Origin of the sequence: Actinotignum saccati (genome assembly GCF_051265055.1) — a bacterium.
Taxonomy (GTDB): Bacteria; Actinomycetota; Actinomycetes; order Actinomycetales; family Actinomycetaceae; genus Actinotignum.
This window is the reverse complement of record NZ_JBOZCC010000003.1, coordinates 141,142-154,032: the sequence shown is the minus strand read 5'-3', so window position 1 is coordinate 154,032 and position 12,891 is coordinate 141,142. Positions and strand designations below refer to the sequence as shown.

Annotated in this window: 11 protein-coding genes; 4 read left to right on the top strand and 7 right to left on the bottom strand. The window is 61.1% G+C overall.

Features of this window, described 5'->3' with window-relative positions; genetic code table 11:
* Positions 1-76 precede the first annotated feature (76 nt).
* From ACRQEC_RS03495 to ACRQEC_RS03480, 4 genes are all read right to left on the bottom strand, one after another.
* Positions 77-2,242: a CAP domain-containing protein gene (locus tag ACRQEC_RS03495; RefSeq protein ID WP_284889857.1), complete on the bottom strand. Its 2,166-nt coding sequence runs from the start codon at positions 2,240-2,242 to the stop codon at positions 77-79.
* Positions 2,243-2,552: 310 nt separating this feature from the next.
* Entirely contained in the window at positions 2,553-3,221 is a 669-nt protein-coding gene (locus ACRQEC_RS03490) for a rhomboid family intramembrane serine protease (protein WP_284889858.1), read from the bottom strand.
* A gap of 236 nt (positions 3,222-3,457) precedes the next feature.
* Positions 3,458-4,969, bottom strand: coding sequence for an ATP-binding protein (locus ACRQEC_RS03485; protein WP_284889859.1), 1,512 nt, complete (start codon positions 4,967-4,969; stop codon positions 3,458-3,460).
* 275 nt (positions 4,970-5,244) lie between these two features.
* Positions 5,245-5,766: a peptidylprolyl isomerase gene (locus ACRQEC_RS03480; protein WP_087070133.1), complete on the bottom strand. Its 522-nt coding sequence runs from the start codon at positions 5,764-5,766 to the stop codon at positions 5,245-5,247.
* A 144-nt stretch (positions 5,767-5,910) separates the two neighbouring features.
* Between ACRQEC_RS03480 and ACRQEC_RS03475 the strand changes: the two genes are divergently transcribed.
* Positions 5,911-6,858, top strand: a complete 948-nt coding sequence (locus ACRQEC_RS03475; protein ID WP_284889860.1) for a hypothetical protein — start codon at positions 5,911-5,913, stop codon at positions 6,856-6,858.
* Between the two features lie 178 nt (positions 6,859-7,036).
* Here ACRQEC_RS03475 and ACRQEC_RS03470 read toward each other — a convergent pair whose 3' ends face one another.
* Both ACRQEC_RS03470 and ACRQEC_RS03465 read right to left on the bottom strand, forming a co-directional pair.
* Positions 7,037-8,080: an LLM class flavin-dependent oxidoreductase gene (locus ACRQEC_RS03470; protein WP_284889861.1), complete on the bottom strand. Its 1,044-nt coding sequence runs from the start codon at positions 8,078-8,080 to the stop codon at positions 7,037-7,039.
* A 185-nt stretch (positions 8,081-8,265) separates the two neighbouring features.
* Positions 8,266-8,934 carry a VIT1/CCC1 transporter family protein gene (locus ACRQEC_RS03465; protein ID WP_284889862.1) on the bottom strand — a complete coding sequence of 223 codons (669 nt, stop codon included), beginning with the start codon at positions 8,932-8,934 and terminating at the stop codon, positions 8,266-8,268.
* Between the two features lie 219 nt (positions 8,935-9,153).
* Here ACRQEC_RS03465 and ACRQEC_RS03460 point away from each other — a divergent pair, with 219 nt between their 5' ends.
* Complete coding sequence (locus tag ACRQEC_RS03460) at positions 9,154-9,816, top strand: NADPH-dependent F420 reductase (protein ID WP_284889863.1); 663 nt, start codon at positions 9,154-9,156, stop codon at positions 9,814-9,816.
* 67 nt (positions 9,817-9,883) lie between these two features.
* On the opposite strand, the gene ACRQEC_RS03455 is transcribed toward ACRQEC_RS03460, so the two are convergent.
* Positions 9,884-11,104, bottom strand: coding sequence for a hypothetical protein (locus ACRQEC_RS03455; protein WP_284889864.1), 1,221 nt, complete (start codon positions 11,102-11,104; stop codon positions 9,884-9,886).
* A 221-nt stretch (positions 11,105-11,325) separates the two neighbouring features.
* Here ACRQEC_RS03455 and ACRQEC_RS03450 point away from each other — a divergent pair, with 221 nt between their 5' ends.
* Together ACRQEC_RS03450 and ACRQEC_RS03445 are read left to right on the top strand one after the other, a co-directional pair.
* Positions 11,326-12,336, top strand: a complete 1,011-nt coding sequence (locus ACRQEC_RS03450) for a LacI family DNA-binding transcriptional regulator (RefSeq protein ID WP_284889865.1) — start codon at positions 11,326-11,328, stop codon at positions 12,334-12,336.
* Between the two features lie 187 nt (positions 12,337-12,523).
* Entirely contained in the window at positions 12,524-12,889 is a 366-nt protein-coding gene (locus tag ACRQEC_RS03445; protein ID WP_016442073.1) for an L-rhamnose mutarotase, read from the top strand.
* The last annotated feature ends 2 nt before the right edge of the window (positions 12,890-12,891 follow it).

Genomic DNA, 12,891 nt, shown 5'->3' with positions numbered 1-12,891 from the left:
TTGTTTGTGTTCGCGTAGTTGGCGCATTACGCCTGGTTAGCGGGCGGGTGCAGCACGGGCCCGCTAACCAGCGAACTTAGCGCCGCACCGCCGGGGTATCGGTTCCATTGCCGTCCCAATCACCCACGTACAGCTCGTCGCTCACGCGCCCGTAGCTGAAAACGGAATCTGCGTTCCCGGCGCCCAGCGAGTTCTTGACGTAGATGGTGTTGCCGCGGCGCACCGCGAAGGTATCGCGGCCATCGCCGTCGAAATCACCCAGGATGGTGGCATCGCCAGCACGCCCGTAGGCGAATACATGATCCGCGATTCCCGAAGCGATGTGGTTCTTCACGAAGTAGGTGCTCCCGCGGCGCACGGCGAAGGTGTCAATGCCGTCACCGTTGAAATCGCCGGCGTACACGGTATCTCCGTAGCGTCCGTAGTTAATAACCTGATCCGCGTTCCCACTGTGGAGGGAATTGAGCACGTAGAAGGTATTACCGCGGCGCACCGCGAAGGTGTCCCGGCCGTCGCCGTCGAAATCACCCACGAGGATCTCATCGCCCACGCGCCCGTAGCTGAAGGCAATATCAGCGGCGCCGCCGTCCACGGAGTTCTTCACGTAGATCATGTTGCCGCGGCGCACCGCGAAGGTATCCGTGCCATCCCCGTTCCAGTCACCGACGAGCACCTCATCGCGCGCCCGGCCGTAGGAGAATACCGAGGAGGCTTGCGTGGATGTCCAGTCATTCGACACGTAGAAGACGTTGCCAGTATCCGCCGGACGCACCGGAACCGGGGTACTGGTTTGGTTCACCCGCTCCTGAGCGCGCAGCACCTCAGCTTCGGCCTTGGCGAGCTTGGTGATGAGATCGCCGGCTTCGGCAAGTTTGGCGTCAATCTCTTGGAAACGCGCCACGGCCTTTTCCCAGGCCTTCTTGGTTTCCGGGAGATTCTTCTTTGCCTTGACCGCGCCGTCATATTCGGGCTTCACAACGACGTGGACGAGGCGAGCAGTTTCAAGTTGAGAACGAGCGGCATCGAGCTTGGCTCGCGCGGCCGGGTCTTCCTTGCCGGCGTTCGCGCGCTGGAAAGCGTCCTGCGCTTCCACCACCGCGCGGCGGGCTTCAGGGGTTCCGTGGGTCATATTTTCCCGGGCGCTGCCGATGTATCCGTCCAGGCGAGCCAGGTACTCCGCGGTGGTGTATCCGGGCAGGTAGCTCTGGCTAAACCGATCCCCACGCCCGAATGTATTGCCAAAGAAGTACGTGGGATGCGCATCGTAATCCGCGATGGCGAAGCCGGTCACCACATATTCCGACTGAATAATATTGAGGTAGTGCCCAATCTTCGGATAATCGCGCACGCCCCGGTCATACTCCGCTTTCTCCTGGTCATACCACATGGTGAAGGGATCCCCGCTGCGGCTGGGCATGGCGGCGATATTCTCGCCGTAATTGAAACCACCCACGTGATCGAAGAAGCCACCGTGCACATTCACATTGGCATTGACCTGGGCGCGAGCCATAAGAGCGGAGGAGATCTTGAGCGGGGCGAGCCCGTGGCGTGCCCGCAGCTCATTGAGCTTATTCACGCGCTGAATCGAGTCGCGCATGAGGTCCAGATTGGTGGCGTCCCCGGGCTGTCCAAAACGGGTGTATTGCGGAATCGGAACATCGTTGATGGTATCCGTTTCAGAAAACACTTCGACCGCAGCAGTATCGCCCATGGCCTCGAAGAATCCGAGCGATCCGCGGTTCCAGCGGTTCTGGGCTTCCTTCTTGGAGGCTTCGAGGGCAGCATTCGCGCTATCCATCTGCCGTTGCGCCGCGGCCACGGCCGCCGGATCGGGCTGGGTAGCTGCATCGTATTCTGCCTGGGCCTGGTCAAATGCACGCTGCGCTGCCGCTAGTTTGGCAACGGCGTCATCGTATTTCTTCTTGATCTCATCAAAGTTTTCGACCGCAAGCTTTTCTGGCACATAGCGCGCTTCCCAGGTGCTGCGCTCCATATCAGCCTTGGCCCATTCCTGCGCGAGCTCGCGCGCTTCGGCCACGTCAATTCCCTTGGCTTCCAATTCAGCGACGACCGCATCGCGATCTTGAATCGCTTTCGCCAGGCAAGCCCGCAGTTGGTCCGGTGACATCATTCCCGCATTGCAGACCAACCGGGCTGGCTCATTCGGGGTGGTGGCCGGCAGGGCGTGGACTGCCAGCGGGGCGAGAAGCGTTCCCGCCAACATGAGTGCTGTTGTGCGCATATATGTCTCCTTCGATCAGCGCTATGCTCCCAGGTAATTTTCAGAATATAGGTATGCACATTGAAAAATAAGTGACCCTGCGCACTGTCGCGAAGTCGCCCGGGCACGGTCAGCACACCGCCCGGCACACTTGCCGGAGCGTGCTTGCGCCCGGGCCAGCACAGCCCGGCGCACACCCCCAGCTCAGGGCCCTGTTATCCCCAACCGGGGATAACCCTGTGGATAATTACATCGATGTTATTTGGGTGCGGATTGCGAAGTGGCGGCGTCGTCGTAAAAAGAAAGAACGACGGCGCAGCTTGGCGTGCCCCTACCGGTACCCGAAGAAAATCGCGGCCACCAGGAATGCGGTGCCGAGCAGCAAGACCGCAATATCTCGGGCGGTGAGCGCACGGGATACGTGGCGCCGGCGCGAAATAATCGCCATCAGCAGCGCGCCCATGAGGAGCCCGCCCACGTGGGACTGCCAGGAAATATTGGTGCCGGGCAGGAAACTGATCGCGAGGTTGATGGCGATGACCACCGCCATTTGGGTGAAGCTGCCGCCGAAGCGCCGCAGCACCACGAACATCGCCGCGAAAATGCCGAAGACGGCGCCGGATGCGCCAACGGTGCCGGTGTAGTAGTCGATGTCGGTGGAGACGGTGTAGAGGACCATGACGTTGCCGGCCACCGCGCTGAGCAGGTACAACCCCAGGAAACGCCACCAGCCGATCATGCGCTCGAGCACCGAACCTATCAGCCACAGCGCATACATATTGAAAAGCAGATGCGTGAAGCCGGCGTGCATGAAGGTGGAGGAGATGAAGCGGTAGGGCTCCTCGTGGGCAATGCCGGGGGCGAAAATGAGGACTTGCCCCACGCGGGCGTCGAGCCATTGGGACAGCAAAACCGCCACGTTCACCACGATCAGCGTGATGGTGACATAGGGGACGGGTTTGCGGATCTGAAGACGGCGCTTCTTGGGAACGTTGTGCACTTTCGGCCTCTCTGCGCGGTCATCCCGCTCGACAACTCTGAATCAAGCGTACCGGACGGCGCGCGGGTGTGACCGGGTGGGCGGGACCGGATAGGGGCGGAACCGGGTGTAGCCCGCAAGCTCTCAACTTAACACTCAACTCAACACTCATGTATGTGAGTGTTAAGTTGAGTGTTGGGATGAGTGTTGAGTAAGTGTTCCGGCGCGCGGCAGGCAGAGCGGACGACAGAGCACACCTAAGCACCAGGTTGAGCGAGGCGGTAACGCTGCTTTGGACTTGTTTTAGGTTCAGTGCGCTGCACCTGCCCCTCGGTCACCAGGGTATTGAGTACGGCTCGGGTTCCGCCCAGGCTAATCCCGGCGGCGCCCGCGAGTTCGCGGCTGGTAGCGCTGGCGTGGGTACGCAGATAATCGAGAACGCGTTCGCGCGAGGACGTTCCTGCCGCGGCGCCCTGCTCCGCGGGGGTCATGCGGCGGCGCTCGAAGGTGAGGCTGAAACTATCCAGCCGGTCGACGGGCCGCGCCGGAGGAAGCATTTCCCGCTCCAGCTGAGTCATGATTTCCTGGTAGCCGCTCCCCCGATTTTCCGCCACAAAACCGCCCTCTTCGAAAGGTGTGGATTCCAGCAGCCGCGCCAGAAATTGGTTGCGCGTGGAGGACAGCCCGGTTGTGCCCAGCGAATCAATAGTGACCGTGCCGAACAGCCCGCCCGGATTGATCACTTCCAAACGATCCGCGTAAAGGTTCAATTGCACCTGAGTGCCGCGCGCTACCGGAGAATAATCGCGATGCATAAGCGCATTCGTGAGTGCCTCGCGCACCGCAACGAGCGGATAATCCACCAGGTCATGCCGGAAAGCACCGCGCACCACGCCACCCACCCGCATATTTTTTGCGACGACGCCGACACCGTCGGCCACCAGGGCGGGAATAGGACCCGCCAGCGTCCCCGAGTCCAGATGCCGCTGCCCGGAAAGCGACGAAGCTTTGGTTGATCCCGGGTACACCGCGTAGGTGACTGTGAGGCGAGGGAAGAATTCCTGGGGATATGTGCCTAAGCAGAGCAGGCCAGCCAGGGTGGGATGGCGCTGCCCGTCCGGGCCGGTGCCGATAATGCGTAGCTGCTCCATCGCGGTTTCGTCCGGGAGTTTCCCGAAAATACGCGGATGGTTGAGGCGTTCGCGTTCCAGGACCGCGTGGAGGAGGTCCTGGTCCAGGGAATCGAGGCCGGCTTCTTCCACCAGGTCGGTATCCCAGTGGGGTTGTGTTTTGTTTTCTAGGAGGCGGTCAATTTCGTAGGCGGAAAGTTTGCGATCTCCATCGCCGGTGCGGATATAGGATCCGCCGTACACATTGCGGGCGGTGACATAGCAGGGCTTATCGCGCGGCTGGAGCGGCGGGATCGTGGCCATGACCAGCGTGGTGTCTCCGTCAGTGGTGTCTCCATAGGGAACCATGGCGATATCCGCGCGAACCGGAGGCGTGAGACTATCGCTGCATACCCCCGCGAGCGCATCGTAAATCCGCGCTGCCGGGAACTTAGGAACCGGTGTGAAGCCGCGGGCCTCATCGAGTCCAAGCACAATCAAGCCACCCGAACCGTTGCTGAATGCCGAGAGAGTCTCCACGATACTTTTGGGTAAGCCGTGGGCGGCCGCTTTCACTTCGATGTGCTGAGAATCGCGCCCTTGCTGGCGAAAACCCTCAATAAGGCGACCTGTTTCCTCGCTTGTTGTGGGGATGCGCATAACGTCATCCTACGAGCTCTCAACTTAACACTCAACTCAACACTCATGTATGTGAGTGTTAAGTTGAGTGTTGGGATGAGTGTTGTGTGAGTGTTCCGGCGCGCGGCCGGCAGAGCGGACGACAGAGCGGTCGGTGGAGTGGGCCGCAGGCCCGCAGAGCACACAAAAGCGGGGCGGTACCTGGGTACCACCCCGCTTGCAGAGTTATGTGGTTATGCAGTTATGCGGACAGCTTCGCGCTTGACACGCGCTTGATCAGTCGCGCAGCCCGTTGCCTAGTCAATAACCTCGACGGAAGAAATCACCACGTCATTGAGCGGGCGATCATTCCCGCCGGTGGGAACCGCGGCGATCTTATCCACAACCTTGACGGATTCCTCATCGGCAACCTTCCCGAAGATGGTGTGCTTGCCAAGCAGCCACGGGGTGGGAGCCACGGTGATGAAGAACTGCGAACCGTTGGTGCCCTTGCCGAAGCGGGTCCCGGCATTGGCCATGGCCAGCACGTAGGGGGCGTCAAAGTTGAGGCCGGGAGCGATTTCGTCGTCGAACGTATAACCGGGACCACCGGTGCCGTTACCGAGCGGATCCCCGCCCTGAATCATGAAACCGGAGATCACGCGGTGGAAGATCGTTCCGTTGTACAGCGGATCGGTCGAAGCCTGACCGGTGGCGGGATTGGTCCATTCGCGTTCACCGCGAGCTAGTCCGGTGAAATTAGCGACCGTTTCGGGCGCTTCATTCGGGAAGAGTTCGACGCGAATATCGCCTTCGCTTGTGTGAAAAATTGCTTCCATGCGCTCAAGTCTCGCACACCTCATGGTTTTATGCCACGCGAAAAGCAAACGTGATTCACGTGACAAATGGGGGGCGAAAAGTGAAACAATAGAGGGGTACTCAATCGCAGGAGAATTCTGTGGTTCAACGGTAGGAGGTCAACGATGGCTTGTGGACGAAGCCGCGCGGACAAGCGGGCCAAGAAAGCGCAGCGGGAGGTTGACGCCATTATGGCGAAGATCGATGAGCTGCGTGGCCAGGCCGAACGCACCGCAAAGAAAGCCCAGCTCAAGGGGAAGCGGAATCAGAAGAAGTGGGAGCACAAGGCGAAGAGCGCCGCGTCTGATTTCCAGGATTACGCGAAGCAGGCCGGCGAACGCCTGAGCGATTACGCCAATCAGGGTTACGAATGGGCGGCACCACGCGCCCAGGAGCTGGCCGAAAAGGCGAAGCCCTACGTGGAGCAGGCGAAGGCCGTGGGCAACGATCTCGCGGAGAAGGCCAAGCCCTACGTGGAGCAGGCCCGCGATAATGCTTCGGAGTTCGTGGAGAACGTCCGCAATGATTACCTCCCGCGCGCCCAGCGTGCCCTGCACGCCGCGGCGGAGGCCGCCAAGGGTGAAGGTACCGTGGCCGAACGCGGTCAGAAGATCGCGCGGGTGGCTTCGCGTGAGATCCAGACTCCCGAACCGATGAAGAAGTCCCGCGGAAAGGGCCGGGTTTTCGGCACCATCGCGCTGGTTGGCGGCCTCGGGGTTGCGGTCTACTACCTGTGGAAGCGCTCCCAGCCCACGGAGGATCCCTGGGCGGAGGCCTACTGGGAGGACGTGGACGGCGTGAAGGCTCCCGCGGAAGATGCGGAAGATTCCGTGCAGGCCGGTGCCGAGGAGGTTGCGGAAACTGCGGAAGATGTTGTGAACGACGCCGCAAGCGCAGCTGGCGACGTGGCCGATAAGGCCAAGCGTGCTGGCTCCCGGGCTGAGGATGCCGTCAAGGAAGGCGCGCACGAAGCCAAGGATGCGGCAGAGGATGTTGCGGATAAGGCCAAGGAAGCCGCGCAGCACGCCGCTGACCAGGCCAAGGACATCGTCGAAGATATCGCGGAGAAGTAGAGCCGGCGTGGAGAGCTCACACCTTCTGGAGGACTCACACCTTCGCGAAAACTAGAGCGGTAATAGCAGCAGTAACCGCAGTAGCGAGCGCGGCTCGGGCATAGAACAGCCCGGGTCGCGCTCTTTTATATCTGCTTTATGTTCGCAGGTGCTGCAAGTCAGCTACTTCAGGGCCCCGCTATTCGCCGGCTAGCAGCTCCTTGACCCGCGGGATCACCTCGGTGCCGAAGAGCTCGATAGAGGAAAGGTTCTGCTCGTGGGGCTGCGAGCCGTAGGAGACCTTGAGGTCGTAGCGGGTGGCGCCCAGTTCGCGCATGCCGGTGGCGATTTTGCGGGCCACGGTTTCCGGTGAACCCACCGCCAGCGCCCCGTTCTTCACCTCGTAGAGGTACGCCTCCCGCGACGGCGGGCGCCAACCGCGCTCCCGACCGAGCCGGGAATTCGTTTCCACGTAATAGTCGAAGAAGTCAGCCACGGCTTCCTCATCGGTGCGAGCAACATAACCGTAGGAGTGGTAGCCGACTTCAGCTGCGCCGTCGTTCCCGAACTGCTCCCAGGCGCGCCGGTACAGATCCGTGAACGGAACAAAACGCGAGGTCGGGCCGCCAATAATGGCGAGCATGAGCGGGAGTTTGTAATGCGCGGCGCGCACCACCGATTCCGGGCTGCCGCCCACGGCGACCCAGGTGGGCAGCGGGCCGTGTTCGAGCGGCGGGTAGAGGGTCACGGCGCTGAGTGCCTGCGTGTGCGGGCCGCCTTTCCAGGTGACGGGTTGGCCGTTGCGGGCGAGCAGCTCGGTGAGCATAGAGAGTTTTTCGTTGAAGAGATCTTCGTAATCGGCCAGGTCGTAGCCGTATAGCGGGAAGGATTCGGTGAAGGAGCCGCGGCCCACCATGAGTTCGGCGCGGCCGTTGGAGAGGGCGTCCACGGTGGCGAAACGTTCGACCACGCGGACCGGGTCGTCCGAGCTGAGGACGGTGACGGCGGAGGAGAGGCGGATGCGCTGGGTGCGCGCGGCAATCGCGGCGAGGACCACATCGGGGGCGGGAATCGCGTAATCGTCGCGATGATGTTCGCCGATATTGAAGATGTCGACGCCGACCTCTTCGGCGCGCACCGCTTCGGCCACCACATTGCGCACCACCTGGGCGTGGCTGAGCTTGGTGCCGGAGGCATCGGCGGTGACGTCGCCAAAAGTATCGATTCCGAAGGTGTAGGTCATATCAGGTCCTTTCGAGGGCCGGGTGAGAGCCGGTGGGCCGGGGGTGCGGGATGCCGGGACGCACAGGTACCCGGAGCTCGCGGCCCGGTTGCGCGCTGGGCCGGTGGCACGCGCCTAACCAGTGGCGCAAGCCGCTGGTCTGAGCTTAGCCACAGAACGAGCCAGAGTCACCCACTGATTGAACTCTACACTACTTGGCCGAAGAGCGCTCCGATACCGAAGGTGAGGGCGAGGCCGAGCGTGCCACCCACGGCGGTGCGGATGGTGGGGCGCAACGGTGGAACCTGGCCGATCCAGGCGGCGATCCAGCCGGTGAGCGCCAGCGCGGCCACGGTGACCACGAAGCAAATCGGGGCGATGGCGCCGAGCGGGGCGAGCAAGCTGGCGGCGAAGGGAACCGCGCCGCCGGCGAGGAAGGAAAAGAAGGAAGAGAAGGCTGCGCCGAAGGGAGAGACGATGTTGTTTTCTGTGGCGGGTTCACCTACCCCAGCGCTCCAGCGTGCCACATCCGCACGGCGTGCCATACCAGCCCGCCGCCGCAGCGCATCGAGTTCGGCATCGCGTTGCGAGGAGACGGAAATGTATTCGCCCAGGGCCATGGATACCGCTCCGCCAATGAGGGCGGCGAGTCCGGCCAGCAGAATCGCGGTACTTGAGGCCCGCGCGCCACCCATGGCGATGACCACCGCGGCCACGGAGACGATGCCGTCATTCGCACCGAGCACACCGGCCCGCAGCCGGTTCATAGCCTCCGCGCCCAGCACCCCCGGGATACCGGGAGCGGTATCGCTGGCATCTGCGCGACACGTGTCGCTATGCTTAAATTCATATGCTTCAATAGCATACTTCTCCATAACAATTCCCTCCATTGGCTACGTTGCTATTCCCATTGTCATGCCGGTCTTATGGAAAAGATAGGAAGGTCAGGCTACGCTCACGTGGATATAATGCGATTCATTTTCGGGCGATCTGGGATGTGCTCCGCTGCCGGCATATGCCGTGCTTCGCTGCCGGTATACGGCGTGCCGCGCGGGCCCGGGAATACTTTGCCGCGCGCTTTCCGTTCTTTATTCATGAACACCACTGCGCAAAATGACCGCGACCTGATTGGCCTGCTGGGAGCGGGCAAGCTCGGCACTGCTATCGGGCGCTTGGCCGCGGAGGCGGGTTTCCCGCTGGCGGTGAGCGTGCGTCCGGGCAATCCGCTCTACGATCTCACCTTGCCGACTTTGCTGCCGACCGCTCGCCTGGTGCCTTTCGAGGAGCTGGCCCGCACCGCGGATATTCTCATCCTGGCGCTGCCGCAGCCCGCGCTCGCTTCGATTGATTTGAGCGGGGTGCGCGGCATTGTTGTTGATGCGACGAATGCTTGGGAGGCGACTGATGGCACGCCGGACAACAGCATCTCAGCTAGCAGCGCGAATACCCGGCATACCACCGCCGCACTGCAAGCGCGTTATCCGGAGCTGGCTATTGTCAAAAGTCTCAATCATGCGGGGTATACGGAGTTGAGCGCGGAGGCCCGCCCGCATGGGGCGCCGGGGCGGCGCACGGTGGCCGTTGCGGGGGACGCCGCCGCGCGTTCCCGGGTGGCCGCTTTTATTGATGCGATTGGTTTTGATCCGGTGGAGCTTAGCGCCGAGCACGCTGCGCTACTGGAGCCGGGTGGCGTGGCTTTCGGGCAACGCCTGGAGCTGGCCGATTGGCCGGCGGATATCGTGGTAACCCGCCGTTAGGCCCCCGCGAAACCTGCCGCCACGGATACGCCCGAATTCCTCCGGCGAATCCCGGAGCTCAGCGCGCCTAGGGGCGCACACCTACGTTGATGAGGGGCGGGGTACCGGTAGCTGCGCCGTCGTACACAAGGTAGTAGGTGTAGTTCGCTACGCCATTTTCAACGGCCGGGTTGTCCGCGGAAAAGACGCAGAGGATGTCGGTGGGGCGCGGTTCAATATCGCCTTCGCCGGGCACTTTTCCGCTAAAGCGGTCGGTTTCTCTCACGTACCCGCCGGTGTCTTTCACGTGCCCGCCGCTCACGGTGGTGCTCAGCGGTTCGCGCGCATTGCACCCGCGGAAACCGGGGTGTGCGGCAGCGGAGGCGGTGCGTTGTTCTTCATCCGCGAGGCGCGGATCGCTGGTGAGTTCGGGGAGCAGATCTTCCCATTCCGCGCCTGCCGCGGCGAGGACTTGCCGGTCGGCCTGCGCGCGTTCTTCTGTGGGTGCGGTCACCGAATGCCCGCCCTCGAACTGGAAGGACACCTCCCCGGTCTGCACGAATTCGGAGCCGTTCCACACGAAATTCACGGTGGTGGAATGCGGCGGATACGCGCGTTCCATTGCCCGCGTTACGCCGCCGACGGGCGTGTAGGACGTGTACGTGATGCGCGCCTGGCCTGCCTCAAATTCCATGGAACTCACGTTGAATGACCACAGGCCGTCGTGATCTTGGGTGATGTGGGTGCCGCGGATGTTTTCGCCAGCATCGTGGGTGCGGTTCCCGATGGCGGAAACAAGCTTGAGGTTCGCGTCATAAATCCCGATGGCTCCGATGGTCGGGTCCCCCACCCCGCACGACATCGCGACCGCGCGATATTCCACGCCTTCGAGCACGAGCGGCTCGGTGAGGTGAACGGTGCCCGGCTGCATCCCCGTTTCGCGATCCGGAAGAATCTTCCCGTGCGCCACGGTCACGGGCGCGGGCGGGTTGCGTTTGGTGTAACACGCATCCGGAAGAATATACGTGCCGTTGCGCATTTCTTTATCCGTGGGGCCGGGCACCGGCGCGGGGCTATTTTCCGCCGCGATAGTGGGCGACGACGCCGCACCTGCCGCTCCGCCCGCCTCAGCAGATGCCGTTGCGGTAGCCGAGGGGCCGGCCGCCGGAGTTGAGGAAGTTCGCCCATTGAACCACCACCAGAGCCCGCCAGCCACGCCAAGTACAAGCACCAGAAGTGCTGCAATCAGGGACGTGCGGGTGGCACGGCTGCGGGGTTCTTGCCGAGTTAGGGCTCCGTTGTCGCTCATGCCATCAGTTTACCGGGCTGCTACGACACGATTTTTGGCAGGAATGGATGGAACCATTCCTCGCGGTAGGCTCGGCGGTTACATCGGCTCAGGCGCGGGTGCGGTTGTGCCGCGGCGAGGTCTTTTTCGTGTAAGTGTTTCATGGTGATGTGGAAGGCGCCGCCCGTAAAGAAACTCGCCTAGGATGGCTAATATTACCGTTCCAATTCCGAGGAGGACACGTGACTCGACGTCCCAGTATCCGCGAGGTGTCACAATTAGCCGGGGTGTCATTAGGAACTGCCTCCAATGTTCTCAATCATCCGGAACGGGTTTCCGACCACACACGCAAAAAAGTCGAAGCAGCTATTGAGAAACTCGGTTTCATCCCTTCCGAAGCGGGGCGCCGCCTACGTAAAGTCGATTCCAAATTGGTCGGAGTCCTAGTTCTCGACGTCGCCAATCCATTTTTCGCCGCTGCCGCAAGCGCAATTGAAGCCCGTTTAGCAGAAGAATCATGTTTTCCCGTTATCGGCTCAACCGGGGGAGATCCTAACCGCGAGGCTGGCTTGCTTCGTCTCTTGCTCGGGCAAGAAGTTCGCGGAATTATCCTGACACCATCCTCCGGTGCCGAAAAAAGCTTGCATCTGCTCGAGACCCGCAGAATACCCCTCGTTCTGCTTGATCATCCCGCACTCAAGGACGGGATGAATGCGGTTTCAGTTGACGACACCAGGGGAGCTGAAATTGCCATTGAGCATCTTCGCAGCCTCGGCCACCACCGCATTGGCTTTATCAACGGTTCGGCTAAAGTACGGCAAGCGCAGGCGCGCAGAATAGGGGTGCGCCAGACCGTCATGAAATCCGATGACCTGCTAACCTTGGTGGAAATCAACGCCGAGCGTTTTGATGCAGCAAGCGGTGAACGCGCCATGACGAAGCTCCTGTCCTCCCACCCGGAAGTTACCGCCGTATTTTGTGCCAACGATTCCCTCGCCATCGGGGCAATGCGTGCTGCCAGGCGGCATCATCTTTCTATCCCACGCGATATGTCCATTATTGGCTTTGACGATATTGACGTTGCCCGTGAACTCATCACTCCGCTCACAACGGTTCGGCAGCCGATGGAGCAACTCGGAGAAACCGCGGCTCGCCTTCTTCTGGAGCAACCCGCCGAAGCTCAAGACATTGCCTTTATTCCTGAGCTGGTAGTTCGAGAATCGACGGCGCCTCCACGCCAGCCCGCCAATTGATATCCGAAAGCGGCGTTACTGCGCCCTTATTGCGCCCTTTCTTTGGGTAGCGCAGCCGCGCGAATAAGCAACCAAGCTGCGTTTGCCCAGAAGCAAACAACATTTGCCACTTGACGTTGAAACGTATCAAACGTAGTATTTCATTACGGATTGAAACCTTTCAATCCTTCAACGAAGGAGTTGACTTATGGTTAGCACCCCGACTGTTGACCAGATTTTGAATGACACGACGCAGAAGTCTGATTCAAGATGTGGCTTTGTTTTACGAGTCCGCGAAGACAAGTTGGATGAATACCTCCAAGCGCACTGCCATGTATGGGAAGAGATGCGCGATGCCTTGTCACGTTCCGGCTGGCGGAACTACTCACTCTTCGTCGATCCGGAAACCGCCGTCGTTTTTGGCTATTTCGAAGCCGATGACGTGTGGCAAGCGATGAACTGCATGGAGAACGAGGAGATTAACACCAAGTGGCAGGCCGAAATGGCTCAGTACTTTGTACAGCCCGACGGCGGCACGAACTACTTCTTGTCCCAGTATTTCTATCTTCAGTGACA